The 26,921-nt window shown below is 52.7% G+C and carries 22 protein-coding genes, 2 pseudogenes and 1 riboswitch; of the genes and pseudogenes, 19 read left to right on the forward strand and 5 right to left on the reverse strand.

What is annotated here, in order from left to right; genetic code table 11:
* The 3 genes and pseudogenes from V4U84_RS23360 to dnaI all read left to right on the forward strand — a co-directional run.
* Positions 1 to 206, forward strand: a pseudogene (locus V4U84_RS23360) (transposase); the annotation flags it as partial.
* Positions 207 to 244: 38 nt separating this feature from the next.
* Positions 245 to 1,147, forward strand: coding sequence for an IS3 family transposase (locus tag V4U84_RS23365; RefSeq protein ID WP_334074351.1), 903 nt, complete (start codon positions 245 to 247; stop codon positions 1,145 to 1,147).
* Positions 1,148 to 1,605: 458 nt separating this feature from the next.
* The gene (gene dnaI / locus V4U84_RS23370; RefSeq protein ID WP_334078068.1) at positions 1,606 to 2,559 is read left to right on the forward strand and encodes a primosomal protein DnaI; all 954 of its coding nucleotides are present in this window, start codon (positions 1,606 to 1,608) and stop codon (positions 2,557 to 2,559) included.
* Positions 2,560 to 2,625: 66 nt separating this feature from the next.
* Here dnaI and V4U84_RS23375 read toward each other — a convergent pair whose 3' ends face one another.
* Positions 2,626 to 2,781 carry a YqzM family protein gene (locus tag V4U84_RS23375; protein ID WP_148456859.1) on the reverse strand — a complete coding sequence of 52 codons (156 nt, stop codon included), beginning with the start codon at positions 2,779 to 2,781 and terminating at the stop codon, positions 2,626 to 2,628.
* A 266-nt stretch (positions 2,782 to 3,047) separates the two neighbouring features.
* Here V4U84_RS23375 and trxA point away from each other — a divergent pair, with 266 nt between their 5' ends.
* The gene (gene trxA / locus V4U84_RS23380; RefSeq protein ID WP_334076130.1) at positions 3,048 to 3,365 is read left to right on the forward strand and encodes a thioredoxin; all 318 of its coding nucleotides are present in this window, start codon (positions 3,048 to 3,050) and stop codon (positions 3,363 to 3,365) included.
* A 113-nt stretch (positions 3,366 to 3,478) separates the two neighbouring features.
* Complete coding sequence (gene uvrC, locus V4U84_RS23385) at positions 3,479 to 5,422, forward strand: excinuclease ABC subunit UvrC (RefSeq protein WP_334076129.1); 1,944 nt, start codon at positions 3,479 to 3,481, stop codon at positions 5,420 to 5,422.
* 1 nt (position 5,423) lies between these two features.
* Here the strand turns inward: uvrC and V4U84_RS23390 are convergent, their stop codons facing one another.
* Positions 5,424 to 7,085: a CPBP family intramembrane glutamic endopeptidase gene (locus V4U84_RS23390; RefSeq protein WP_334078069.1), complete on the reverse strand. Its 1,662-nt coding sequence runs from the start codon at positions 7,083 to 7,085 to the stop codon at positions 5,424 to 5,426.
* Positions 7,086 to 7,370: 285 nt separating this feature from the next.
* A riboswitch (cyclic di-AMP (ydaO/yuaA leader) is annotated at positions 7,371 to 7,530 on the forward strand.
* A gap of 79 nt (positions 7,531 to 7,609) precedes the next feature.
* Here V4U84_RS23390 and V4U84_RS23395 point away from each other — a divergent pair.
* From V4U84_RS23395 to V4U84_RS23405, 3 genes are all read left to right on the forward strand, one after another.
* A complete protein-coding gene (locus V4U84_RS23395) occupies positions 7,610 to 8,944 on the forward strand; it encodes a TrkH family potassium uptake protein (RefSeq protein ID WP_334076127.1) in 1,335 nt (444 codons plus the stop codon).
* 15 nt (positions 8,945 to 8,959) lie between these two features.
* A complete protein-coding gene (locus V4U84_RS23400) occupies positions 8,960 to 9,622 on the forward strand; it encodes a potassium channel family protein (RefSeq protein ID WP_334076126.1) in 663 nt (220 codons plus the stop codon).
* 435 nt (positions 9,623 to 10,057) lie between these two features.
* Positions 10,058 to 11,305 (forward strand): cation:proton antiporter, encoded by a 1,248-nt coding sequence (locus V4U84_RS23405; RefSeq protein WP_334076125.1) that lies wholly within the window; start codon positions 10,058 to 10,060, stop codon positions 11,303 to 11,305.
* Between the two features lie 710 nt (positions 11,306 to 12,015).
* On the opposite strand, the gene V4U84_RS23410 is transcribed toward V4U84_RS23405, so the two are convergent.
* Positions 12,016 to 12,918: a LysR family transcriptional regulator gene (locus V4U84_RS23410; protein WP_334076124.1), complete on the reverse strand. Its 903-nt coding sequence runs from the start codon at positions 12,916 to 12,918 to the stop codon at positions 12,016 to 12,018.
* Between the two features lie 239 nt (positions 12,919 to 13,157).
* Here V4U84_RS23410 and V4U84_RS23415 point away from each other — a divergent pair, with 239 nt between their 5' ends.
* The 8 genes from V4U84_RS23415 (at position 13,158) to V4U84_RS23450 (ending at position 21,561) form a co-directional block, all read left to right on the forward strand.
* Positions 13,158 to 13,829, forward strand: coding sequence for a succinate dehydrogenase cytochrome b558 subunit (locus V4U84_RS23415; protein WP_334076123.1), 672 nt, complete (start codon positions 13,158 to 13,160; stop codon positions 13,827 to 13,829).
* 42 nt (positions 13,830 to 13,871) lie between these two features.
* The gene (gene sdhA / locus V4U84_RS23420; protein WP_334076122.1) at positions 13,872 to 15,617 is read left to right on the forward strand and encodes a succinate dehydrogenase flavoprotein subunit; all 1,746 of its coding nucleotides are present in this window, start codon (positions 13,872 to 13,874) and stop codon (positions 15,615 to 15,617) included.
* 14 nt (positions 15,618 to 15,631) lie between these two features.
* Positions 15,632 to 16,402 carry a succinate dehydrogenase iron-sulfur subunit gene (gene sdhB / locus V4U84_RS23425; RefSeq protein ID WP_334076121.1) on the forward strand — a complete coding sequence of 257 codons (771 nt, stop codon included), beginning with the start codon at positions 15,632 to 15,634 and terminating at the stop codon, positions 16,400 to 16,402.
* Positions 16,403 to 16,568: 166 nt separating this feature from the next.
* Positions 16,569 to 17,078 (forward strand): GNAT family N-acetyltransferase, encoded by a 510-nt coding sequence (locus tag V4U84_RS23430; RefSeq protein WP_334076120.1) that lies wholly within the window; start codon positions 16,569 to 16,571, stop codon positions 17,076 to 17,078.
* 222 nt (positions 17,079 to 17,300) lie between these two features.
* Positions 17,301 to 18,680 (forward strand): ABC transporter substrate-binding protein, encoded by a 1,380-nt coding sequence (locus V4U84_RS23435; protein WP_334076119.1) that lies wholly within the window; start codon positions 17,301 to 17,303, stop codon positions 18,678 to 18,680.
* Positions 18,681 to 18,761: 81 nt separating this feature from the next.
* On the forward strand, positions 18,762 to 19,604 hold the full coding sequence (locus tag V4U84_RS23440; protein ID WP_334076118.1) for a carbohydrate ABC transporter permease: 843 nt from the start codon (positions 18,762 to 18,764) through the stop codon (positions 19,602 to 19,604).
* Positions 19,604 to 20,437, forward strand: coding sequence for a carbohydrate ABC transporter permease (locus V4U84_RS23445; RefSeq protein ID WP_334076117.1), 834 nt, complete (start codon positions 19,604 to 19,606; stop codon positions 20,435 to 20,437). Before V4U84_RS23440 ends, V4U84_RS23445 begins: the two co-directional genes overlap by 1 nt.
* Positions 20,438 to 20,526: 89 nt before the next feature.
* Positions 20,527 to 21,561: a LacI family DNA-binding transcriptional regulator gene (locus V4U84_RS23450; protein WP_334076116.1), complete on the forward strand. Its 1,035-nt coding sequence runs from the start codon at positions 20,527 to 20,529 to the stop codon at positions 21,559 to 21,561.
* A gap of 101 nt (positions 21,562 to 21,662) precedes the next feature.
* On the opposite strand, the gene V4U84_RS23455 is transcribed toward V4U84_RS23450, so the two are convergent.
* Positions 21,663 to 22,211 (reverse strand): hypothetical protein, encoded by a 549-nt coding sequence (locus tag V4U84_RS23455; protein ID WP_334078070.1) that lies wholly within the window; start codon positions 22,209 to 22,211, stop codon positions 21,663 to 21,665.
* Between the two features lie 483 nt (positions 22,212 to 22,694).
* On the opposite strand from V4U84_RS23455, the pseudogene V4U84_RS23460 reads away from it, so the two are divergent.
* Positions 22,695 to 23,202, forward strand: a pseudogene (locus tag V4U84_RS23460) (N-acetyltransferase family protein).
* A gap of 324 nt (positions 23,203 to 23,526) precedes the next feature.
* On the opposite strand, the gene V4U84_RS23465 reads toward V4U84_RS23460, so the two are convergent.
* On the reverse strand, positions 23,527 to 24,603 hold the full coding sequence (locus tag V4U84_RS23465) for a permease (protein ID WP_334075807.1): 1,077 nt from the start codon (positions 24,601 to 24,603) through the stop codon (positions 23,527 to 23,529).
* 162 nt (positions 24,604 to 24,765) lie between these two features.
* On the opposite strand from V4U84_RS23465, the gene selD reads away from it, so the two are divergent.
* Together selD and mnmH are read left to right on the forward strand one after the other, a co-directional pair.
* A complete protein-coding gene (gene selD / locus V4U84_RS23470) occupies positions 24,766 to 25,815 on the forward strand; it encodes a selenide, water dikinase SelD (protein WP_334075806.1) in 1,050 nt (349 codons plus the stop codon).
* A 13-nt stretch (positions 25,816 to 25,828) separates the two neighbouring features.
* Positions 25,829 to 26,869 carry a tRNA 2-selenouridine(34) synthase MnmH gene (mnmH, locus tag V4U84_RS23475; RefSeq protein ID WP_334075805.1) on the forward strand — a complete coding sequence of 347 codons (1,041 nt, stop codon included), beginning with the start codon at positions 25,829 to 25,831 and terminating at the stop codon, positions 26,867 to 26,869.
* Positions 26,870 to 26,921: the final 52 nt, after the last annotated feature.

Below are 26,921 nucleotides of genomic sequence, written 5' to 3' on the forward strand. Positions count from 1 at the left end.
GTTGGATTAGAGATCATCGGGACTCTATTTCGCCTGAAGAAATTCCTGCGGCAGACGAACATGTTCAAGAGTTGCAACGCCTGCAGGAGGTAGAGCAACGCTACCAAAAGGCCGTTAAGGTCCTTGGTGAAAAAGAACTCGAAATCGAAATTTTGCGAGAGTTGCTAAAAAAGCAAAACCCCGCTTATCTGAAAAATTTGAAATAGCCGACCCATTCATTAAGCGGGGGGAACCGGCAGCTGTTGTGCTGCGCATTCTTGGGTTGTCAGAATCAACGTATTACGACCGTAAAAAGCGACTGGCCCAGTCAGCAGAAAAAGGCGAAGAACGTCCAACCGAAAGCCGTGCAGGTCGTCCCGTGCCTGGATACTCTTACACGGCTACAGGTGAGAAAGTTAGCGACGCACAAATCAAAGAATGGCTGCTCGAACTCCTTGAAGGAGAAGAGTTTGTCTATGGTTATAAGTTTTTGGCCCAATCCCTTCGAGATAAGTATGATCTCATCTTCAACAAAAAGAAGTCTTATCGACTTTGCCAAGAGTTAGACATATTGCAGAAACCTAGAAAGCGCGTACGTTCCCACCCTCGCCGATTACCGAGAAATCGAGTTATAACGGGGTCAAACCAACTTTGGCAAATGGACATTAAATATGGATACGCGATCGGGCAGGAACGGTTCTTTTTTGTACTCAGCATTATAGATGTGTTTGACCGAATGGTAGTAGGGCAGTATAGAGGCCCAGTATGCGAAGCTAAACAAGTCGTCCAAACCTTATGGTATGCCTTGCAAGACCGTATAGAGCCCGGCGAGCCCATGCCGGTGGTTCGTACAGACAATGGTCCGCAGTTCGTCAGCAAGCTATTTGGAGATACCTGTGAAAGCTTGGATCTTATTCATGAGCGTATACCACCTCGGTCCCCCAATATGAACGCCTACATTGAGTCATTTCACAGCGTCCTGGAGCGCCATCTGTTTAGCCAAAGGGACTTTATGACCCTCGATGAAGCTTATGAGGCGCTGGACCAATACATGGACTTTTACAACAACCGAAAAATTCACGGTAACTTAAGAAAAATGTCTCCAGCGAAGTTCTCGATATGGGTGAGGACACTGGAAGACACCTCTGCCTTTCATAGAGCGGTGTAATACGGCAGAATAAGGAGCAATCCTGTGAATTCATAAACATTGTAGGGTAGGACTCCGGATTAAGGGGGCCTAGCCGATTCTGCAGGAATTTTCGATGAAACCGGCTCGTTTCTCTAAAATCGCAATAGAAATTCCTGCAGATTCTGCATCTTTTTTCGCATCCCCTCGTGAATTGGCGTAAATACCTGCAGATTTGCATCTTTTGGAGTTGGAAAGATGGGGAGTGTTGGAATTGCACTAGGGACCTTGATAGCCCATGGGCCTAATACGATTTGGATGTCTGTAGGCGTGAGACTGCGTACTTATCAAGAATCTCACTCCAAATCATAGTTGAAGCAGCGTATTCTCATTTTCTCCTACTACGATGTCTGATGAGGTACGAGACTCCCCCTTTATTAACCTTTATGGCGCGGAGGCTGTAGGTAATTAAACTCACGAAAGGAAGAAGGTGAACAACCATGGAGTCCCTCGGGGAATTGCTGTCGCAAATCAAAAGTCCGCAGCTGCGGCGCCGGTCGGAGGAATTAAACGCAAGGATGCTGAACGAGCCTTTAGTCCGTGATTTATGCATCCGCCACCCCGAGCTGCAGGAAGAGCAGCTGATTCGCGGGATGGCCAAGCTGTACCAATATGTGAACGACAGCCGGCGTTGTGCGAATTGTCCCGGGCTGGAGCGCTGCCCAAACGATTTTCCCGGGCATTTTACCAAATTAACCGTTGAGCAAGTCGGAACCGGGCCCCAATTGGTGGATCATCAGGTTCCCTGTCCCAAACAGTTGCGCCATGAGCATGAAATCTCCGTCAAGAAACGGATTCGCAGTTTTTATGTCGATGAAAGAGCCCTGCAGCTAGGCTATGACGAAGTGGAGATTATGGCCAAGGATAGCATGAGGGCTCCGGCCGTGAGCCAGATTTTCAAGTATATCAACGAGACGAAAGAATCGGGTTTAAAGACGCGGGGCTTGTATCTGGAAGGTCATTTCGGCACGGGGAAAACCTTTCTGATGTGTTATTTGCTGCATGAATTGGCGAAGGAAGGCTATTCCGGAGTGATCGTCTATATGCCCGAGTTCGTGGAGGACCTGAAGTCCATGCTGCAGGACAGCCAAAAGCTGAAAGAGACGACCGAGGTTATGAAGCAGGCGGATCTGCTGATTTTCGACGATATCGGCGCGGAGAATCTGAATCCGTGGGTGCGGGACCATGTGATGGGCTCGATTTTGAATTATCGGATGAACCGTAAGCCTACTTTTTATACATCGAACTATTCCTTAAACGTACTTGAGAAACACCTCAGCTTTACCAGCAAGGACGGCGAGGAGCTGCACAAGGGGCAGCGGCTGATGGACCGGATCGCCCCGTTTGTGGATGTCGTCACCGTCAGAGGGACGAATAAACGCGGACGCGATTAAAGGAATAACGAAGAGCCGGGCTCTCCCGCTGAAGGAGAGCCCGGCTCTTTTCGCATCTTTTGCGCCTTAGCCGGCAATAAATTTCACGATGACCATACCGAAGAACACAACGGCCATAAACGTGAGCATTCCGAAGAAACCGTTCATCAAATCGAAGAGATCGTTACGGGGTTCTTCATTGATATGCTCCCGGGGATCGTTCACATGCGTATTTGCATCCATGGCGACGCGGCCTCCTCGCAAAATAAACTCGTTGTCAATAATAAACATCATAGACAATTCGTTTTTGGGTTATTATTAGTATAACCAATCGCTGAAATTTGTAAAGAAGGCGTCTTCATTACGATTTTTCTTTTACTAAAAAAATGTGGTATAATTGTCAACACGCACGCCTGCTTAGATGGTAGTGCTCTTTAATGCTAATTCCAGAGAATATGTTCGGAAAACCGTGTTGACTTCCGGGCACAAATATAAGGAGGAGATTGCAAATGGCAATTGTTAATGTATCCGATCAAACATTCAATAACGAAGTCGAAGGGCAAGGCATCGTATTGGTGGATTTCTGGGCTCCTTGGTGCGGTCCCTGCAAAATGATCGCTCCGATTCTGGAGGAGTTGGACGGTGAAATCGGCGATTCCGTGAAGATCGCCAAGGTCAATGTGGACGATAATCCCGAGTCGGCTTCCCGTTTCGGCGTAATGAGCATTCCTACCTTGATTCTGTTCAAGGACGGTCAACCCGTGGACAAAGTCGTGGGCTTGAATCCGAAGGATAAGCTGAAGAGTCTGATCGCCAAACATCAATAAGGTCAAGAAGAATGCATCCTTGAACGCTTGGTCTGCGCCTCCGGCATGTCCCGGGGGCGCTTTCTGCGTAAAAGTAGGCAATTTGTTCCATGTGGGGGAGGAGGCTTTAAAGCATGGATTCCGTATCGAATGAAGCTCCGGAGCAGGAGAAGGAGCGGGAACAGGACAAGGAGAAGGCGATGGAGAACATCCGCCATAAGCTCGCTCTGCTGCCGGATTTGCCCGGCTGTTACCTGATGAAGAACAAAGACGGGAAGATTATCTATGTCGGCAAGGCGAAGGTGCTGAAGAACCGGGTGCGTTCCTATTTTACCGGGAGTCATGACGGCAAGACCCAGCGTCTGGTTTCCGAAATCCGGGATTTCGAATATATCGTGACCGGCAGCAACATGGAAGCGCTGATTCTGGAGTGCAACCTGATCAAAACCCATTATCCGCGTTATAACGTATTGCTAAAAGACGACAAGACGTTTCCTTATATCAAAATAACGAATGAAACCCATCCGCGCCTGGAAGTCACCCGCCGGGTGGTTAAAGATAAAGCCAAGTACTTCGGACCGTATCCGAACGCCTATGCGGCCCAACAGACCAAGAAGCTGCTTGACCGGATGTATCCGCTGCGCAAATGCAATGTGATGCCGAAGGAAGTCTGTCTGTACTACCATATGGGCCAGTGTTTGGCGCCCTGCGAAAAAGAAGTCCCGCCATCGGAATATGAGAAGATGACGCAGGAGATCCATTCTTTCTTGAGCGGCGGTCATGAGGAAATCCGTAAAGACTTGGAGCGGAAAATGCATGAAGCCGCTGAAGAGCTGTATTTTGAGCGTGCCAAAGAATTAAGGGATCAAATCCAGAATATCGACGCGCTGATGGAAAAACAGAAGATCACCACGGCCGACGCCAAGGACCGCGACGTGTTCGGCTATGCGGTGGACAAAGGCTGGATGTGCGTACAGATTCTTTATATGCGCCAGGGAAAAATGATCGAGCGCCATGCCTCGGTATTTCCTTTTTACGGGGAGGCGTACAGCGATTTTCTGTCCTACGTGACGCAGTATTACAGCGACAACCCGGCGCTGCCCAAGGAAATCCTGCTTCCGGACAAGGCGGAGTCCGCGGACGCCGCTGAGGAAAGCGGGACGCGGCGGAACGCCTCGGACGGCGGCGAAGGCGGAGGTGGCGCGGAAACGCTGTTGGACGCGGACAGCGGTGCTACGGCGCTGCAGGAGTGGCTCGGCGTGAAGACGCTTGTTCCGCAGCGTGGTCTCAAGCGGCAGATGGTGACGATGGCCGAGGAGAATGCGCGCGTGGCGCTGGCAGAGAAGTTCCGCCTGATCGAGCGGGACGAAGAGCGGACGATGGGCGCGGCCATGAACCTGGGCCAGGCCATCGGCCTGGAGCAATTGTCACGGATCGAGGCGTTCGACAACTCGAATATCCAGGGGACCAATCCGGTATCCGCGATGGTTGTCTTTATCGACGGGAAACCGGCCAAAAAGGAATACCGGAAATACAAAATCCGGACCGTTCAGGGTCCGGACGATTACGAAACGATGCGCGAGGTCATTCGCCGCAGATACGAGCGCGTCCTGAAGGAAAATCTACCCCAGCCGGACCTGATCATCGTGGACGGCGGCAGAGGGCAGATTTCCGCGGCGATCGACGTGCTGGAGAACGAGCTCGGCCTGTTTATTCCGGTGGGCGGTCTGGTCAAGGACGCCAAGCACCGGACGGCCCAGCTCATGGTGGGCGAACCGCCCGAGCCGGTGCACCTGCCGCGCGACAGCCAGGAGTTCTATCTGCTGCAGCGGATTCAGGATGAGGTCCACCGCTTCGCGATCTCATTTCACCGGGAGCAGCGCGGCAAATCGATGGTCGTTTCGAAGCTGGATGCCATTCCCGGCATCGGGGAGAAGCGGCGGAAAGCGCTGTTGAAGCATTTCGGCTCGCTCAAAAAAATAAAAGAGGCCTCCGTCGAAGACTTCCGGCCCCTTTCCATTGGCGATAAGCTCGCCAACCAAATCATTCAAGCCCTGCGGGAGGAGGAGTCGCTATAGCTTATAGCGGCTCCTCTTTTTGTGCCCCGGAAGCGGAAGGCCGCTCTTTGCCCGAAGGGTTGAACAAATAAATCACATAAGCCACGATGGCCGGGAGAACAATAAAGAACAGGCCGGACACCATGTTGAGGGTTCCGCCCATGAACATGACGCTGAGCGACATCAGAATGCTGTCGAAGATAACATGGGCGAACATGACGGCGATAAAGCCGTATCTCAGGAAAATATAACTGAACAGCAAGCCGATGAACAGCAGCTCGATCGGCCGGGAAATCACCGGATAGATCGGATACAGCGTGTGGCCGAAGGCCCAGATCAGCGTGGTGATGATGCTGGCGGCCAGCGTGCTGCGGAACATTTTTTTCAGCATCGGGATTCCGAACAGCCGGTAGACGGCCTCTTCCCCAATTCCAGCTACCCAGGCCAGCAGCGGGAGGAGTGCCGGATAGAGCATATTATAAGGCGACTGGGTGGCATCGGTCGTGGACCATGTATGAATCGTGCGTTCAAGAATGAAGAAGATGACCGATTGCACGCCGAGCAGGATCAACGCCCAGGCATAGCCGTCCGCCATGGATGACAGCACATGCCGCCCATATCCGCGTTCTTTGGCCCGGGCCCACAGGTTGATTCCCTGCTTGCGCCAGAGTCCGTCACCGCCGACGAGAGAGAAGTAGATCGACGCGGCCAGAATCAGCGTGACGAGCCCTTGAACAACGAGTCCGAATATCAGGAGCGCACCGTCAACGCCTTCCGATTCCAGGAACGGCAGCATATTCAAAGCCGAGCCCATCGAGATCAGAAAATAGACAGAAGCGAGCACGATCCCGCGTTTGAATGAAGTATAGGCTCGCGTTAGGGCGCTGTATACAATGGCAAGAATTCCGAGTACGAACGTGAACAAGGCATAGCCCGCATAAGTTAGCCAATTGGCGATGGTCGTCTGCCGTTTCACATAGTTGGTATGGTTTTGCGGTACCTCAAAATAGCTGGTGATTTCCGCAACTTGCCGATCTTTAAAGCTGATATCCATTTGGGCCCGGGCGTCGCCGATTTTGTAATCGTTAAATGTTAACCGGAGCCCGGAGGCGGTTTCGTCTACCGCAGGAGCGCCTTGCTCGCCGTACCCGAGCGCCTTCAGATAGGGCTGGGCCAGCTCGACTTTTTCGTCCAGGCCAAGCAAGAGTCCCTCGCTGCTTTCCAGCTCATTTGGCGGGGCGAGGAAGTCGGTTTTCGGAATCTTTTTAAATCCGACCGCCTTTCCCGTCGTCATATGTATGTCGATAGTAACCCCGTCCCACCCTTCGTCGGACAGGCCGAAATAAACGCGGAACACATCATAAGGAAACTGCTTGTCATATTTCTCCAGGTAATCCTTCATTAACTTCTCTTTGGTCAAATAACCGTAAACGTCGGCCCGGGTCTGATAAGTGACGATGACTTCTTCTCCGGGAGAAACCCCGAGTTCGTCCTGCGCAAACTTAAGGGCGGCCGCTTTGGCCTGGTCCTTGGTGAGCACCTGCGCCGATTGTTCCAGCTGCAGGGTTTCGGAGGCCGTTGAAGGGTAGATTTGGAGAAGAACAAACAAAATCAATCCCAGGGCGGCAAGCCCCCACAAGGTTCCGTTCTTCATCCGGCGCCGCGGTTTTAGGTCGGAATACATGTCAAAACTCCTTTTTGATTTTTTGGAATCCGTATGATTTTGACAAATCGATGTCACAGTAAAAGATAACACAGGGGGCGGCGCTTCGCCACAGATGGAGGAGAAAATGTGAAAATGCGCAATAACGTTGGGAAAGCAAAGCATGGCTTAGATAAAGGGATACCATAAAGCTTGTTTCCTCCCTTTTCGGCGTTTATCGCATAATTTCATCGAAATATCACTTTGTAGTGCGGCCGAATAAGGCTTATAATCCTTTTGACGAAAATGCAATGAAAATAATGAAACTTCATAAATTGGCCGAATTTCTTTTGAAAACGGGGGAACCGATCTTTAGGGGTGAATTTCGCTTCCGGCAAGCATTCTCGCTTGTTGCGACGGCGAATAGGGCAGACCTAGCAAGCCCGAATCCGTCAGCTAACCTCGTAGGCCTTTGCTGCAGGGACCAATCAAAAGGCATTGGATTTCCAGTGCTTTTTTTTTCTTTTGTACTTTTTTGTCCAATATACAAAATGAGGTGAACCGCCTTGCTTTCCAAATGGTTTAAATTCTCCCCGCCGCAGGTTCTGGTGCTGGGATTCGCGGCCATTATCCTGCTCGGGTCTTTTCTGCTGATGCTTCCGGTTTCCAGTACAACCGGAGAATCGCTTCCCTGGATCGATGCGCTGTTTACCGCGACCTCGGCAACTTGTGTAACCGGACTTGTGGTGGTGGATACGGGCACTTATTTTTCCACGTTCGGACAGGTAGTCATTATGTTGCTGATTCAGGTCGGGGGCCTGGGGTTTATGACGATGGCCACGCTGTTCTCTCTCGTGTTGAAGCGGAAAATCTCGCTAAAGGACCGTCTGTTGCTTCAGGAGGCGATGAACCAGAATACGATGGAGGGCATCGTCCGGCTGATTCGCAAAGTCCTGCTTTACTCGCTGATCATTGAGTCCGGCGCTGCTCTTGTGTTTGCGATTCGCTGGTCCTTCGATATGCCGCTCGGCCGGGCGATTTATTACGGGATTTTTCACGGCGTCTCCATGTTCAACAATGCCGGATTTGATCTGTTCGGGGAATACCGGAGCCTGACCCAATATGTTAGCGACCCGGTCGTCAACTTCGTCGCGATGTTTCTTATCGTGTCGGGGGGAATCGGGTTTATCGTTGTATCGGATTTGATCGAGTTCCGGAAGCGCCGCAAGTTCTCGCTGCATACCAAAGTGGTGCTTTCGATGACCACCGCTTTGATTTTGGTGGGGGCTCTGGTGATATTCATTTTTGAATTTACCAACCCCAAGACGCTTGAGCCGCTGGGATGGGACGGGAAGTTTTTGGCTTCCTTCTTCCAGTCGGTGACGCCGAGAACGGCGGGAGCCAATACGCTGGATATCGGGGCGCTGCGGCAGGCCACCCAGTTTTTTATCATTATTCTGATGTTTATCGGCGCCTCGCCCAGCTCGACGGGGGGCGGCATCAAGACGACGACATTCACGATTCTTGTGGGTGCCGTGATTTCCATGATCCGGGGGCGGTCGGATCTCGTGCTGTTCCGGTACCGGCTGGCCCAAGAGCGTATTTTCAAGGCGGTTACGATCACTATGCTGGCGCTTTTTCTCGTCGTCGCTGTGGCGATGGTGCTGTCCACGACGGAGGACGCCAGCTTTCTGAGCATCCTGTTTGAAGCGACTTCCGCGTTCGGAACGGTCGGCTTGACGATGGGACTGACCGGCAAACTGACCGTCATGGGGAAAATCATTATCAGCTTTACCATGTTCGCCGGGCGGCTCGGGCCGCTCACCCTGGCTTATGCGCTGGGACCACAGCAGGGTAAAGAATTATACAGGCATCCTGAGGGCAAAATGATTATCGGATAAGGGGAAAAGGACAAGATGAAGACACAGCAGTTTGTCGTGATCGGATTGGGGCGCTTCGGTTCCAGTCTGGCACTGGAGCTGATGGAACTCGGTTACGAAGTATTGGGCGTGGACCGCAACGAGGACGTCGTTGAAGAGTGGAGCCATTTGCTCACGCATGCCGTGGTAGCAGACGCGACCGATGAGGAGGTGCTTAAGTCCCTCGGCGTACGGAACTTCGATTGCGGAATTGTCGCCATCGGTAACGACATTCAGATGAGCATTTTGAGCGCGATTCTTCTGAAGGATCTGGGCATCAAGACGGTAGTGGCCAAAGCGATTTCGGTTCTACACGGCCGCGCATTGGAGAAACTGGGGGTTGACCGGGTGATTTTTCCGGAGCGGGACATGGGGATTCGCGTGGCCCATCAGCTTGTGACCCCCAATTTGCTCGATTATCTCGAGTTGTCCAAAGAATTCAGCATCGTGGAGTTGAAGGTGCCAACGTGTCTGAACGGTAAAAATGTGGGCGATTTGAACCCGCGCGCCCGCTTCGGCTGCAGCATCGTGGCGATCCATCGGGAGAATGGCATTATCATCGCCCCGACGGCAATGGATCATTTGGTCGCCGGCGATATTATGGTGATTATCGGCGCCAACAAGAACATCGAGGAATTCGAAGCTATCATAAATGATTAATCTCCCCTTTATTTAAGAAAATAAGGCTATATAAGTTGAACGATTGATTCCGTGTAAAGGGCTCCTTTTACACGCTTGGCCTGCAACTGATGGTTTGGTTCAGATTAACGGGAATTCTTCCCGTTAATTTGGTGCGTATGCGGCGTCAGAGGTGATTTAGCTAGAAAACCTCCCGCTAATCCGTCTGAAATTGTGTATATCGGCAAAAGGGCTGCGAAATAGATGGAGCTTTTCTAGCTAAATTCGATCCAAGAGCCAAGAGCGATACATTAACGGGAGATTTTCCCGGTAATGTTGTAGACTCCGACGGTGGCACTTTATATCTACAATTGTGGATGTTAGCAACATATCGCGAAACCAGTTCACACCCTTGCCCAACGCCAATTTTATAGTTCAACCTAATATAGCGTAAAAAAATTTGGAGTGTGACCTGGCATGGAATCGGCAGCGGCGGAAGCGATCCGGCATTTTCTTATTTTAATTTTATTGGTGATGAGCATCGGAGTGGTATCGGGCAAGCTCGCTTCCCTGTTCAAGCTGCCTGACGTCGCCGTTTTTATCGCGGTAGGCATGTTAATGGGGCCCGGCTTCAAGTTGATTCACGAGTCCGGCGGTTCGCTGATCAACCAGTTGATTCTGACGGTCGGCTCGGCGCTGATTTTGTTTGACGGCGGTCGGAATTTAAATCTGGGCGGGCTGCGGAAGGTCTGGATGACCCTAACTTTGCTCAGTATCCCGGGGGTGCTTATCTCCGTCCTCGTCGTCGGACTGGGCGTTCACTTTCTGTTTGGTGTGGATTGGATCATCGCCTTCTTGGCTGCCGCGGTCATTGCCTCTACTGATCCGGCCTCGATCATCCCCGTGTTCAAGCAGGTGAAGATCAAGGAGCGCGTGCGGGAGACAGTGGAGAGCGAATCGGCTTTCAACGATGCGACGGGTTCGATCGTCACGTTTGCTCTGCTGGCCGCGGCCGGAGGCAGCGGGACTTTGGATTTTGGCGGAATGGCCGGGGATTTTCTGACGACCGCAAGCGGAGGGATTGCCGTTGGACTGGTCATTTCCGGCGTGCTGGCCTTTTTCACGGGACATGTGAAATATGGGGTCCTCAGAGAGTACACGACGATCGTGATGATGGTCTGCGCCTTGTCCAGTTATCTTGTTGCGGATCTTTTGCATGTCAGCGGGTTTATGGCTACGTTTGTGGCCGGCTTGATTTGGGGGAACGCCGGGGTCTTTCGCTTATCGATGGGCGATAAACAGCTGGAGATGGGCGCTTTCGCCGAAAATACGACCGTGATCCTGCGCATGCTGATCTTTGTTCTGCTGGGCAGCCAGGTCGATTTCGGGACGCTGGGCCATTATTTCTGGCAGAGCCTGGGGGCCGTGCTGGTGCTTATGTTTGTGGCCCGCCCGCTGACGGTGCTGCTCTGCGCTCTGCCGGACCGGAGCGTACAGTGGAGCTGGCGGGAGCTGCTGTTTATGTGCTGGGTCCGCGAGACCGGGGTCATTCCGGCCGCCCTGTCCGGGATGATCGTCGGCATGGGGATTCCGCATGCCGAGGTGATCTCGGCGATTACGTTTATGGCGATCGTGCTGACCATCGTCGTCCAGGCTAGCACCACCGCTTGGGTGGCCCGAAAGCTGGGCTTGGAGATCCGGGAGGAAGCAGCGGCCAGGCCGTAAATGCAACGAGGCAGGAAGCGGGAATCGAACTTCCCCGCGGGTTAACCCGTCGGTATAAAATTAGCTGGAATTTCTCCCATTAAATTAGAGATGTCCCCGCTTTCAACCGGATTAGCTGGAATTTCTCCATCTAATTCGGCGCCCTAAGCGGTAAATTGGCCGTTTAGCCGAAATTTAACGGGTGTTTTTCCAGTTAACTAGCTGACCGCGGTTTTTGGGGCCGAATTAACAGGAGTTTTTCCCGTTATTGTCGCATGAAATGGCACCGGCCCCGCACAACTAGTAACGTATCACACACACTGCTGGCTCTGTAGCCGCATCAGACACGGGACAACGCAAATCTGGCTCACCGTACAGCAGACTACTTAACTCTTCAGTACAACACTTTGAACCTCTCAAAACGGACGCCAACCACCACGTACCTCCCCATATTCGAACAGATCATTTTACTCAACCAACACATCTGGCTTCTGCGTGCCAAGGCCCCGGACTGTGGGCGGAATTTACTTAAGATGGCGTGCAAGGCAAACGGGAGCAAGGGGCAAGGACTTTCGAGCCAATGGATTTTCTTCCGTTAATCCTGCGAGCTAGCCGCAAGGCTCCATATCGGCCGGGCTTCCATACCAGTCTCACGCCTTGGTAGCCCTTAGCCCTCCGGTCTCGCCAGCCGGCAGCACGTCAAGTGGCTCCAAGCCCGCTACCCTCGCAAGCTACAAGGCAAGTGTTTCCACCACGCTTTCTTTTATTTTCGAAATCCATTCCTGCGTTTCTGTACTCAGTTCGGATTTATCCCCGTAAACGAGGCAGGTTTCCCGCCGGGTTTGGTCCAGCTCTTTCATTTGAAGCGAGACGAGTCCGTTATCCTGCAGCAACTGCTTGCGGAGATATGATTTGGGCAGCAATGCCGCGGCCTTGCAGGTAGGCAGCAGCCGGACAATCGCTTCGAACGAGTCGATCTCCATGCGGATATCGGGGATGATCCCGTAGCGCCCGAACAAATCGTCGATCAGTTTCCGGTACCAGGTTCCCTTGGAAAAGACGATCATAGACCGGCCGTTCAGATCCTCCATTCCGGCGTGCCGGTTTTCGGCCAATTCATGCCCCCGGGGGACGACAAGTTCCAGATGGTCCTGAAACAGCGGGATACAGCGAAGGCCCGCTTCGCTAATGGAAGAGGCGACCACCCCCAAGTCCACCTTGCGGTCGCGGATGTGAGCCACAATTTCATGCGTCTTTCCGGTCACAAGTTTCAGCTCGATGTCGGGAAATTTCTCCATCAGGGCTTTGACGAGCGGCGGAAGCGTCGTTTGAATGGTCGTCAGACTCGCGCCTAATGTAACAACGGTGCGCTCGGACGCTTTGAACCGGGAGACGGACTGAAGGAAATTGTGGTGGCGCTGGCGCTGCTCCAGGGCATAGATATAGGCCTCGTGTCCGACGCGGGTCAACTCGAGCCGTTTCCCTTTTCGCGTAAACAACGATACGCCCCATTCTTCCTCCAGTTTAGTGATTTTTCTGGACAGAGCGGGCTGGGACAAATTCAGCAGTTTGGACGCTTTATTCAGGCTGGACTGTTCGACGACCGTGGTGAAAACCAGCAAATCTTCCAGCATTGCCGCTTTCCTCCTCTTATGCGAAAAAGTTATAACAATTAATAAGTATATTGCAATTCCATTATAAGATAAAAAGGAGTAACATGAAAAGTGACACAAGTTGTTCACATGTTACTTTTGTAACAAGGGGAATCGGCTGCGGCAACGTGTAATTTATCATATACGTCCAGCAGTCGAAGTATGGTGAAATGAAAAGAGATATGAGGAACGTTGGAAACGGGAAAGGGGTATATGGACTTATGAAAGGGTTTTATTCCAGAAAACTGCACTCGCTCCTGGGTGTCATTCCGCTCGGCTTTTTTATTTTGGAACACATGCTGACGAACTTTTCCGCCGTGGAGGGCGGGCCGCAAGGGTTTAAGGATTCCGTCGCTTTCCTGAACGGCTTGCCGCTGGTTATCGTGTTGGAAACCTTCGGGATTTGGCTCCCCCTGCTGTATCATGGGGTGTACGGCATGTACATCGCTTTTCAGGCGAAGCCCAACAACAACCGGTTTCGGAATGAACGGAACCTGCGCTACCTGCTTCAGCGGGTGACGGGCGTGATCGTGTTTGTCTTCGTCATTTGGCATCTGTACGAAACCCGGGTTCAGGTGGCGCTCGGCAACGTGACGCACGAGGAACTGGGCGGCGTCATGCACCATATTTTGACGACTCCGGTGTTTTTCATTCTGTATCTGATCGGCGTCATCGCTTCCGCTTTTCATTTCTCAAACGGATTGTGGTCGTTCATGGTCAGTTGGGGAATTACGGTCGGACCGCGGGCTCAGCGGGTTTCTTCCTATATCTGCATGGGATTGTTTGTGATCACGGCCGTACTGTTTACCTGGTCGATGTTTGCGTTCCGCGGCTCGGAGTTTCAGGCGGAAGGCACCGCGCTGCTGGAAACCTTTAGAGTCTTTATCGGCTAAAAAAATCACGCTACACACTTTCGTTTAGGAGTTGAAATAGAGATGGCTAAACAAAGCATCATTATCGTCGGCGGCGGTCTGGCGGGGCTCATGGCCACGATCAAGGCGGCCGAAGCCGGGGTACAGGTTCAACTGTTCTCGCTCGTTCCGGTCAAAAGATCCCACTCCGTATGCGCCCAAGGCGGGATTAACGGAGCTGTCAATACCAAAGGCGAAGGCGACTCCCCTTGGGAGCACTTCGACGATACGGTTTACGGCGGCGATTTCCTCGCTAACCAACCGCCGGTCAAAGCGATGTGCGAAGCGGCTCCGGGCATCATCCACCTCATGGACCGCATGGGGGTTATGTTCAACCGGACGCCGGAAGGGCTGCTGGATTTCCGCCGTTTCGGCGGCACAAAGCACCACCGGACGGCTTTTGCGGGAGCGACGACAGGGCAGCAGCTCCTGTATGCGCTGGACGAACAGGTCCGCCGCTACGAAGCCGAAGGTCTCGTGACCAAGTACGAAAACTGGGAGTTCCTGTCCGCGGTGCTGGATGACGAGGGCGCTTGCCGCGGCATTTGCGCTCAAAATCTGCGTTCCATGGAAGTGGTCACGTTCGCTTCCGACGCGGTGATTTTGGCGACGGGCGGCCCGGGCATCATTTTCGGCAAAACGACCAACTCGGTCATCAATACGGGGACGGCGGCCAGCGCCGTGTACCAACAGGGCGTTCATTATGCGAACGGCGAGTTTATCCAGATTCACCCGACGGCGATCCCGGGGGACGACAAACTTCGGCTGATGTCCGAATCCGCGCGCGGAGAGGGCGGCCGAATCTGGACGTACAAGGACGGCAAGCCCTGGTACTTCCTGGAGGAAAAATACCCGGCCTACGGCAATCTGGTGCCGCGCGACATCGCGACCCGGGAAATTTTCCACGTGTGCGTCGACATGAAGCTGGGGATCAACGGGGAGAACATGGTTTACCTCGACCTTTCGCACAAGGATCCGAAGGAACTGGACGTGAAGCTCGGCGGGATCATTGAAATCTATGAAAAATTCATGGGGGACGACCCGCGCAAAATTCCGATGAAGATTTTCCCGGCGGTCCATTATTCCATGGGCGGCATGTGGGTAGATTTTAACCAGATGACCAGCATACCCGGCTTGTTTGCGGCAGGGGAATGCGAGTACCAATACCATGGGGCGAACCGGCTGGGCGCCAATTCTTTGGTTTCCGCCATTTACGGCGGAATGGTCGCGGGACCGAAAGCTGTGGAATACATCCGCGGCCTGAAGAAGTCGGCGGAGGACATCAGCCCGGCGGTATATGACCGATATCGGAAACGGCAGGAGGAGAAGTACGAGGGGCTCCTCGCCATGAATGGCGCGGAGAATCCGTACGTGCTGCACAAGGAGCTTGGCGAGTGGATGACCGATAATATGACGGTGGTCCGTTACAACAGCAAGCTGGAAGCGACGATCGGCAAGATTAAGGAACTGAAGCAGCGTTACAAGAACATCAACATCAACGATACGTCGCGGTGGAACAATACCGGCGCCTCGTTTACCCGCCAGCTGTGGAACATGCTGGAGTTGGCCGAAGCGATGACGCTGGGGGCGCTGCTGCGCAATGAAAGCCGCGGCGCACATTATAAGCCTGATTTTCCGACACGGAATGACGAGGAATTCCTCAAGACGACCAAGGCGGCGTGGACGCCGGACGGACCGCAGATTTCTTATGAAGAAGTGGACGTTTCTTTGATCCCGCCGCGGATTCGTGATTACTCGAAGGATAAATAGGAGGGGAGAAAACCATGGCTACAGCGGAACCGAAATTAACAGCGAAAAGAGTCAAGTTCATCGTCACACGCCAGGACGACCCGAACTCCGCATCCTATACGGAAGAATTCGAACTGGATTACCGTCCCGGCATGAACGTGATCAGCGCTTTAATGGAAATTCAGCGGAACCCGGTCAATGTAAAGGGAGAATCGACGGCTCCGGTCTGTTGGGAGTCCAACTGTCTGGAGGAGGTGTGCGGGGCTTGCTCCATGGTGATCAACGGCAAGCCGCGGCAGGCTTGCGCCGCGCTGGTCGACAACCTGGAGCAGCCGATCCGTATCGAGCCGATGCGGACTTTTCCGGTCGTACGCGACCTGGTCATTGACCGGAGCCGGATGTTCAATGCGCTGAAACGCGTGAAAGCCTGGATTCCGATTGACGGAACGTACGATTTGGGGCCGGGGCCGCGGATGGCGGAGAAGAAGCGGCAGTGGGCTTACGAGCTGTCCAAATGCATGACCTGCGGCGTTTGTCTGGAAGCGTGCCCGAACGTCAACGAGAAGACCGACTTCATCGGGCCGGCCGCCATTTCCCAGGTGCGCTTGTTCAACGCGCATCCGACCGGGGAGATGAATGCCGAGGAACGGCTGGAAGCGCTGATGGAGGACGGAGGTATCGAGGGCTGCGGCAATTCGCAGAACTGCGTTCGCGCCTGTCCGAAGGGCATCCCGCTGACGACCTCCATCGCCGAAATGAACAAAGCCACGACCAAGCATATGTTTAAACGCTGGTTGGGGGTATAGTCCGCGTAAAGCGGAGGAAGAAGGCCGGGGAATCCCGGTCTTTTTTCATGTAATTTAAAAGGGGTTAATGGAAGTCTTGCGGTATTCGAAGCTGAAAGATTAGAATAATTATAAAACTCGGCAGGAGGCAGGAGGCCGCCGCCAACTGAAAAACGGGAGGAGCTTTATGGACGGACAGGTAGAAATATATAGCGTGGAGTCATTGGATGCAATGCAGCGGCGGCAGTTATCGGAACTGCTGATCTCCGTCGTGGCGGACGGCGCTTCTGTCGGATTTCTCGCTCCTTTAGGCTTTGAGGAGGCTGCGGATTACTGGGATCAAGCCCTTGAGCCCGGGGTGCTGCTCTGGGTAGCCGCGAGCGGCGGGATGATCTTGGGAACGGTGCAGTTGCATCTGGCCGCGAAAGCAAATGGAGCGCACCGAGCGGAGGTGGCCAAGCTGATGGTGCATCCGGATTTCAGGAAGAAGGGAATCGGGCGCCTGCTGATGGCGAGGTTGGAACAGGCCGCAGTGGAGAAGCAACGAAGCTTGCTTATTCTGGATACACGGGAAGGGGACCCTTCCAACCTGCTTTATCAATCCCTGGGGTACCGGGAGGCCGGCCGGATTCCGGGCTATGCACGGTCAACGGACGGACGGTTGGAAGCTACGATTTATTACTATAAAGAGCTTTAATATAAGAGGGCGGCCGCTCTCTTTTTTGTGCCTATAGGTGCTTTTGAATTTTCATATTGCCGAAGTTCAAGGCGATGTGCTACTATGAGCATGTAATTGAAAACGTTACCGATAAAGTTTCCGGTATTGTTTTCGGGATCGTTACCGAGAACGATGTCGAATTTTCGGGAAGCGCCTTCATTACCTTGTTATCACAAGATGAATCCAAGGGGGAACGAGAGGATGAAATTGAAGAAGCTGTTTTTTTTGATGCTTGCCCTGACTTTGGTTGCCGGATTGGCAGTTGGCTGCAGTAGTAAAGAAGATGCCGGCGGATCCGGGGGAGGCAGTAAGTCCGGAAAGGCCCAAGAAATTTACTTTCTGAACTTCAAGCCCGAAATTGAGGCGGTCTACAAAAAAATCGCCAAGGATTACGAAGCGGAAACCGGGGTCAAAGTGAAGGTGGTTACGGCCGCGGCAGGTACGTATGAGACGACCTTAAAATCGGAAATCTCCAAATCCGACGCTCCTACCATTTTTCAAATGAACGGTCCCGTGGGCTATCAACACTGGAAGAATTACACCTTGGATCTGAAGGACACCAAGCTCTACAGCTACTTGTCGGACCAAAGCCTGGCCGTAACCAGTGAAGGGGGCGTTTACGGGATTCCTTACGTCGTCGAAGGGTACGGCATTATTTACAATGACGCCATCATGAAGAAGTATTTCGCATTGCCGGATAAGGCGGCTTCCGTCTCCTCGATGGCCGAGGTGAACAACTTCGCTACATTGAAAGCGGTTGTAGAAGACATGACCGCGAAGAAGGAGCAATTGGGGATTAAAGGCGTGTTCGCCTCCACCTCCCTGGCGGCGGGCGAGCAATGGAGATGGCACACGCATCTGGCCAACCTTCCGCTCTACTATGAGTTCAAGGACAACAAGGATTTCGATAACACGGTGCTGGCCGGCCTGGCTACCAAAGAGGTCGAATTCAAATACAATCAGAACTACAAAAATACGTTCGACCTCTACCTGCAAAATTCGGTCACGAAAGGCACGCTGCTCGGCAGCAAATCCGTAACCGATTCCATGGCGGAATTTGCGCTCGGCCAGGCTGCGATGGTGCAAAACGGGAACTGGGCCTGGTCGCAAATCAATGAGGTGGGGGGAAATGTCGTCAAAGCCGAGGACGTCAAATTCCTGCCGATTTACACCGGAATGAGCGGAGAAGAGAAACAAGGCTTGGCGATCGGTACGGAAAACTATTTGGCCGTAAACAGCAAGGTTTCTCCGGAAAAGCAGCAGGCCTCGATCGCGTTCCTGGAATGGCTGTTCTCCAGCGACAAAGGCAAGGCTTACGTCACGAACGAGTTGGGCTTTATCGCTCCTTTCAATACGTTTAAGGAAGAAGAAAAGCCGGCCGACCCGCTGGCCAAGGAAGTCACGAACTGGATGGCCAAGGACGGCATCGTTTCGGTGCCATGGACCTTTGCGGCTTTCCCTAGCGAGCAATTCAAAAACATGTTCGGCGATGCGCTGCTGCAGTACGCCCAAGGCAACAAAACCTGGGAAGAAGTCGTCACGATCTTCAAAGACAGCTGGAAAACCGAGAGAGCCAAGTAAGACTTGAACCGATAGATGAACAGGGGGCGGGGGGCCTTTGCCTCGCCCCTTCCAATTCCGGATAAGGAGAAGAACAAAACCATGCAAAAATCGATACAAAGATATTTCGCCCTTTTTGCATTGCCGACGATTCTGGCGTTTACGGTCATTTTTATCATTCCGTTTCTGCTCGGCGTCTATTTATCGTTTACAGAGTTTACGACCGTGACGGATGCAAAATGGACGGGCATCGGCAATTATATCAAAGCCTTCTCGAATCAGGATTTTTTAAATGCGCTCTGGTTTACTGTTCAATTTGCGGTGATAGCCGTCATCAGCATTAACCTGTTTGCTTTCCTCCTGGCGATGATGCTGACCCGGGGGAAGAGGGGGACGAACCTGTTCCGGACGATTTTTTTTATGCCCAATTTGATCGGAGGGATCGTGCTTGGTTACATTTGGCAGCTGATCTTCAACGGCGTACTGATCAAATTTGAAGCTACGTTGACAACCAGTGCCAAATACGGCTTCTGGGGGCTCGTGATTCTTATGAATTGGCAATTAATCGGGTATATGATGATTATTTATATCGCGGGCATTCAGAACGTGTCAAAGGATGTCATCGAAGCCGCCAAAATCGACGGCTGCACCCGTTTCGGGATATTACGGAACGTGACCCTGCCGCTGGTCATGCCTTCCATTACGATCTGCTTGTTCCTGAGCCTGTCGAATTCCTTCAAGTTGTTTGACCAGAACCTGGCGCTTACGGCGGGGGCCCCGTCAAAGGAAACCTCGATGCTGGCGTTGGATATTTATAATACGTTCTACGGCAATGTCGGCTGGGAAGGCGTGGGCCAGGCCAAAGCGGTCGTTTTCTTCGTGCTGGTGGCTTTAATCGCCCTGATTCAGCTTGTCGCGACGAGAAGAAAGGAGGTGGAGAACTGATGCCCAAGACGAGAGGAAAAGACGCGGCGCTGTTCACGGTTTTGCTGGTTCTCGCCGTTCTTTTCATTGCGCCGATTCTGATCGTGCTGATGAACTCCTTCAAGGGAAAATTTTTCATTAGCGATACCCCGTTTCTGTTTCCGGACGGCCAGATGTTTGTCGGCTTAAAGAACTATACGGATGGCGTCGTCAAAACGGGGTTTTTCAACGCCTTTGGCATGTCGCTGTTCATTACGGTTTGTTCCGTCGCGGTGATCGTGCTCCTTACGGCCATGACGGCATGGTACATCACCCGGGTGAAAACCGGATTTACTAAGCTGCTCTACTATATTTTTGTCTTCTCCATGATCGTTCCTTTTCAGATGGTCATGTTCACGATGACGAAGACGGCCAATGTGCTGCATCTGGACAACCCGATCGGTATCATCGTCATCTATCTCGGATTCGGCGCGGGGCTGTCGGTTTTCCTGTTCAGCGGATTCGTCAAATCGATCCCGTTGGAAATCGAGGAGGCCGATTTAATCGACGGCTGCAACCCGGTTCAGTCCTTTTTTCTGGTCGTGCTGCCGATCTTGAAGCCGATTGCGATTACGGTGGCGATTTTGAACGTCATGTGGGTCTGGAACGACTATCTTCTGCCATTGCTTGTTATCGGAACCGAATACCGAACGATTCCGATCGCTATCCAGTATTTGAAGGGAGGCTACGGTTCCATTGATATGGGGGCCATGATGGCGATGCTGGTGCTGGCTATTTTGCCGATCATCATATTTTATCTGGTGTGCCAAAAATACATCATCGAAGGGGTCGTTGCCGGAGCGGTTAAAGGCTAATTCGGAAGCTGCCGCCCTTGTCTTCCAGGTTTTTAATTGCTATATTTTCTAAGGGAATGTAGAAATTACGAGGTAAGGGAAGATCGGATATGGCTTCAATGACAATTATCGATATTGCGAAGATGTGCGGGGTTGGCGTGACGACGGTTTCCCGGGCCATCAATAATCATCCCGATATCAGCGAAGAAACGAAAGCGATGATTATGAAGGTCATCAAGGAGAATCATTACGTTCCGAACAACAGCGCCCGGAATTTGAAGCGCTCCGCTTCCAAAACGATCGCCGTGCTGATTAAGGGGATTACCAACCCTTTTTTCAACCGGATGATCCAAGTGTTTGAGAAAGAAATTCAACGCAAGAAGTACTCCTTCATCCTTCAACGGGTAGACGAGAACCAGGACGAGATCGAAGTGGCGATCGAACTGGAGAAGGAGAAACGGTTGAAAGGGATCGTCTTTCTCGGCGGTTATTTTTTGCATACGAAGGAGAAGCTGGAGCAATTGACGGTTCCTTTTGTGCTAAGTACGATCGGCATGACCCCGGAGTATGATCCGCACGAATATTCCTCCGTCTCGGTCGATGACTTCAAGGAGAGCTATAAGATCGTGGATTATTTGTGCAAGCAGGGACACCGGAAGATCGCGATCCTTACGGCTTCCATGGATGACGTGAGCATCGGAAAGCTCCGGTATGAAGGATACAAGAAAGCGTTGGAGGACCATGGCCTGAAACTGAATGACAGGCTGGTGCTTTCCATGAAAGAAGACATCGAAAGCTATTCCATGGAGAACGGTTATGTCGTTACCAAGGAGTTGCTGGCTTCGGGGGAGGATTTTACCGCGCTGTTTGCCGTGTCGGACAGTCTGGCCGTCGGGGCCTGCAAGGCGATCTTCGAGAGCGGAAAATCGGTTCCCGGAGATTATTCGGTGGCCGGCTTCGACGGGCTGGATATCGCCTACTACTATAATCCGTCGATTACCACGATCCGTCAGCCGGTTGAGGAAATCGCGGAAGAGACGATCAAAATCCTGTTCGATCTGATTCATAAAAAAACGACGCATGCCCATAAAACATTCCCTGCCGAGCTGGTTGTAAGAGAGTCAACCATTCCTCCTTCCCGCTGATGTCGCAGAGAAGCCCCTTGTCTCCCGGAATAAAATCCGATCGATAGGGGGCTTTTGCGATGATCGTTCTCCCTTGATCCTAAAGTGCCATGATGTTAATTTCACCAATTCCGCAAATCCATCCATAGTCGTTCATCAAATAGCATGATCTCATCGACAAAATCCCGATCGTCGGACATAATCCATATTTGGTAAATTCCCTCCCTTTTTTTGTCTGACTTCTCACTTTTTATGGCTTGCATTTCCAGCGGCTTCCGGTTGAATCGGTAGAAGCTGTACAACAATCCGTTCGGGGCAGCGTCAACTTTATGTTGGGTGCCGTATTTTTTCTCGGCCTCATCCTTCGTTGACCCGATGCGAATCCCTCGCGGTGTCTGGAACCCGTTCTCTTTACTTAGGGAAATTCCGACGACTTTATCATTGCGGTAATAAATCGTTCCGGCATCGTAATACTCTTCCGTGTTCCCGTCGCCTTGGCCTAAAATTTTTTCTACTCGATCTCGGCTCATTCCATAACAAATTTTTGATCCCCGATCAGATCGAATACACATATCCTTAGCCGAAAAGGAATCCGGCTTTAGTTTGGCATGTTGATTGCAAAGAACTAGCAGCCCAATGATAAAGAAAGCGATAAAGATTTTGGTCTTCATTCGGGTATTTTCCCTCCTAGGTCTATCCTGTAAAAGTGAACCTGATTGCAGTGAGCCAGGTAGTTACTAGTGCCTCATCAGACATCGTAGTAGGAGAAAATGAGAATATCTCCAGCGGTTCCAAGATTTCCAACACTCCCGACTCCAAAAAGATGCAAATCTGCAGGTATTTAAGCCGGTCCACGAGCGTATGCGAAAAAAGATGCAAATCTGCAGGTATTTCTAGCGATTTTAGAGAAACGAGTCAGTTTCGTCGAAAATTCCTGCAGAAATGCAGGAATTTTCAAATTTGTGTTCCGAACAAGAAAAAAACATGCAGATTTGCAGGAATTCAATGTTTTCAAGGTTGCTTGATAGGGCACTAGCGATATTATCGGAAGAACCAAGAGGCATTTTTACCCAAATACAAGAATTTAGTCCTATTTATCCTGATAAAAACAAAGGGGATAGGTCTCAACAGAAGGGTGGAGGTGGAGGATGGTCATGAGCGAACAAGTAGAAATCATGAAAGTTGAGGGATTGGACGAACCCAAGAGGGGACAATTGGCCGAACTGCTGATCTCCATCGTGGCGGACGGCGCGTCCGTGGGCTTTCTGGCGCCTTTAAGCATGGATGAAGCGTTGGATTATTGGGATCATGTCCTGGGTCCCGATGCGCTGCTCTGGACTGCCGTGATCGACGGAAAGGTAGTAGGGACCGTTCAACTGCATCTGGCGATGAAGGCGAACGGGGCCCACCGCGCGGAAGTGGCTAAACTGATGGTACCCCGGGTTACAGGAAGAAGGGGATTGGCCGCCGGTTGATGGAACAGGCGGAGCGGACCCGCTCGAAGCCCGGAGAAGCTTGCTCATCCTGGTTACGAGGAAAGGCGACCCGTCCAATCAGCTTTATCAATCGCTGGGATATCGGACGGCCGGACGGATTCCGGGGTATGCGCGATCCTCGGTCGGACGGCTGGAGGCTACGGTTTTTTACTATAAGCAGCTGTAAAAAACTTATTATTAGGTTTACTCATCAGGCTGTTGCCGTAGGGCAATTAGATGGAATTCCTCCCGTTAAATTTGGTGCCTATGCCGCTGCCGAAGCGAATTAGCTGGAAATTCTACCGCTAATTCGCCGGAAATGGGAGACATCGGCAATGGGACCGCGAATTAGATGGAACTTTTCCAGCTAAATTCAACCGGGAGGATAAGAGTGCTGCATTAACGGGAGGTTTTCCCGTTAATGCAGCGGCTCTTCCCGCAAAGGCCGGCCTTATCCCGCAAAGGCCTGCTCATGACGGGAGGAATTCACCCTTCATAAGCCGGTGCCGCCTTAAAGCACGAACGCGCCGATCAGTCCGCCCGCAATTCCGATGAGGACGACGGCAGCGAAGACAAACAGGAGCACCTTCCGCGGAAAGTCGCGGGCCACCATCAACAGGGATGGCAGGCTGATGGTCGGCAGCGTCAGCAGCAGGGCGGCCGCCGGGCCGGCACCGAGTCCCATGGCGGCGAACGACTGGATGATCGGAATCTCCGCCGCGGTCGGAATCACGAACAGGGTACCGACGAAGGCAAAGACAAGGATGGCGAGAATCCCGCCGCCCAGAGCGACCGGGAACATCGTATGCTGAAAAGCGCCGAGCAGCAGCACGGAGATCAAATAAGCCGGGACGATGTTAAGGATCATCAGGCCCAGGCTTTTGAGCCAGCGGAGGCCGAACGGCAGCTTCGCCGTATCTTCATCCTCGGCCGGTATCGGCGCTTTTGCCGCAAGCTTGTCCGGCACGGTATTTTGCTCGGCAAACCGGTTCGCCAGGTAGCTGACCCCGAACGTCAGCAGCAATCCGAATCCTACCCGGAGCAGCGTGAATTTCCAGGACAGCACGAAAGTCATAAATATCAAGGTTGCGGGATTCAGAACCGGATTGCCGATCCAGAAGGCGAGGCTGGCGCCAATCGAGACGTTGCGGCGGCGCAGCCCGCAGGCGACCGGAGCGGCGCAGCAGCTGCACATCATCGCGGGGAGCGAAGCGGCACCGCCCAGCAGCGTGCTTTTGAAGTTCGCTTTGCCCAGAACTTTGTACAACCACTGGGCCGGAAGCAGCACCTGGACGAGAGAACCGAGCAGAATGCCCAGCACCGCGGCTTTCCAGACCGATTTGAAATAAGCCGCAGCATATTCTATAGCGGCTCCCCAGGAAGGGGCAATAGCCGCGTCCGACCCGAGAATCGATGAGCCGATCGTATGTTGGGTCGCGGCTTTAAATGCTTTTTCATAATAGGGGCACCATTTGACATAACTTAGACCGACGATGGCAATGATGACAAACAGGACGACGAAGAGCAGCGTTTTGCCCCGGTTCATGTGGGGCGGACGTTGCGGGTTTAAACGAGATGTTGATGACATGGATGTAACCTCCGCAGTTCAGTATTTCAAGAAACGCATTTTAGTATATCACAAAGCCGGAGGAAGTTGGGGACATTGCTTTCCCGGCAACAGAGGAGTACGATTTAAAAGTACGACGACGGATTTATACATCTTTATCATTGGAAGGAATGTGATTTATATATGTCAGCATCCGATGCAATCAAACTGACGTCTTTATCCAGCAAGGGAGGATGTGGCTGCAAGATCGGTCCCGCCGATTTGTCCCAGGTGCTGCGCAGCCTGCCCGCCCCCGTCCCGAATCCCGATTTGCTCGTCGGTCTGGATACGAGCGATGATGCGGGCGTTTATCGGTTAACCGACGAAATGGCGCTCGTCCAAACGGTGGATTTCTTTACGCCGATCGTGGACAACCCGTACGCGTTCGGCCAAATCGCCGCGGCCAATGCGATCAGCGATATTTATGCCATGGGCGGCAAGCCGCTGACGGTGCTCAATATCGTAGCTTTTCCCATTTCCACGCTGGATAAAAGCATTCTGGCGGACATTCTGCGGGGGGCCGCGGACAAAGTGAGCGAAGCGGGAGCCACGCTGGTCGGCGGCCATTCCATCGACGACAAGGAGCCGAAGTTCGGCCTTGCCGTGACCGGGCTGGTTCATCCGGGCAAAGTCAGAACCAACGCCGGGGCCAAACCGGGGGACCGGTTGATTTTGACCAAGCCGATCGGGGTCGGGATTATGACGACATCGATTAAAAAAGACGCGCTCACGCCGGAAGAGATCGAGCGGGTAACCCGTGTCATGGCCACGCTGAACAAAACGGCGGCCGAAACGATGCAGGGGTATGAGGTGCACGCCTGCACGGATGTCACCGGATTCGGGCTGATGGGGCATGCGCTGGAAATGGCCAAGGGGAGCGGAGTCGGCGTGAAGATTCGCCACAGGGATGTTCCCGTGCTGCCGCGCGTTCGCGAATTGGCCGAACAGGGCTTCGTTCCGGGCGGAACGAAGAACAATTTTGCCCATGTGGAGGGGGACATTGATTTTCCGGCGGAGCTGGATCAAATCGGCCGCTATATTTTATGCGATGCCGTGACCTCGGGAGGACTGCTGATTGCCGTCGATGCCCCACAGGCGGACGAGCTGCTTCAAGCGCTTATTTCGGCTGGGGTCGAAGCCAGCCTGATCGGCGAAACGACGGAAGCCCATCCGGGCCGCATCGTGGTCGAATAAAGGAGATAACCCCATGTTTCAGGATATCAGCATCGAAGAATTGACAGAGCAGAGGGAAAAGGGGCTTGTTCTGATCGATGTCCGTTCTCCGTCCGAGTATGCGGAGTCGACGATTCCGGGCAGCTTGAACATCCCGTTTTTTGACGACCAGGAACGGGCGGAAATCGGCACGCTCTACAAGCAGGTCAGCGTGGACGCCGCCCAGGAACGTGGGCTTGAGATCATTTCGGCCAAGCTGCCGGGATTTATTAAACAATTCGCCGCGGTCCCCGGGAAAAAAGCGGTATTCTGCTGGCGGGGCGGGATGCGCAGCCGGACGACGGCGACGCTGCTCTCCCTGATGAACATTCACTCTTACCGGCTGACCGGCGGTTATCGCGCCTACCGGCAATGGGTGGTCGCCATGCTGGAGAGCATGTCTTACGAGCCTCCGGCCTATGTCATCCACGGGCATACCGGCAACGGCAAGACCGCTTTACTAAGGTTGTTGAAGGAGAGGGGCTATCCGGTCATCGACCTCGAAAGATTGGCAGGGCACCGCGGTTCGGTATTCGGTGACATCGGGCTGCGCGCGCACAACCAAAAGACGTTCGATGCTCTGCTGCTGGACGAACTGATCGAGACCGCCAACGCGCCTTATGTCCTGATGGAGGCGGAAAGCAAGCGGATCGGGAAGGTCGTGATCCCCGAGCTGGTGATGGCCAAAAAAGAACAAGGCACGCCTATTCGGATCGAGCTTCCGATCGAGGCGAGAGTGCAAAATATTTTGGAGGACTATCAGCCCTGGAAGCATCCCGAATCCTGTCTTAAAGCCTTCGACAAAATCGCTTCCCGCATCCATCGGCCCGTCGCCGTGGAGATCGGTGAATGTTTGAGGAACGGCAGCTACGAGCGTGCGGTGGAACTGCTGTTGTTGTATTATTACGATCCGCGTTACGCCTATACGGAGGAACAGTATGAAGGAGCCGAATTTATAACAATTCAGGCGCAAAGTGTAGATGAAGCGGCGGCGGCTGTTGAACGGTTGCTGCGGCGACGGGACGGAAACGGATAGAGCCATCTTGGCTATGAGACCGGGGGACAGGAGCCTGCCGGTCTTTCTTTTT

The sequence above is a fragment of the Paenibacillus sanfengchensis genome (genome assembly GCF_036864765.1).
GTDB classification, from domain to species: Bacteria; Bacillota; Bacilli; order Paenibacillales; family Paenibacillaceae; genus Fontibacillus; species Fontibacillus sanfengchensis.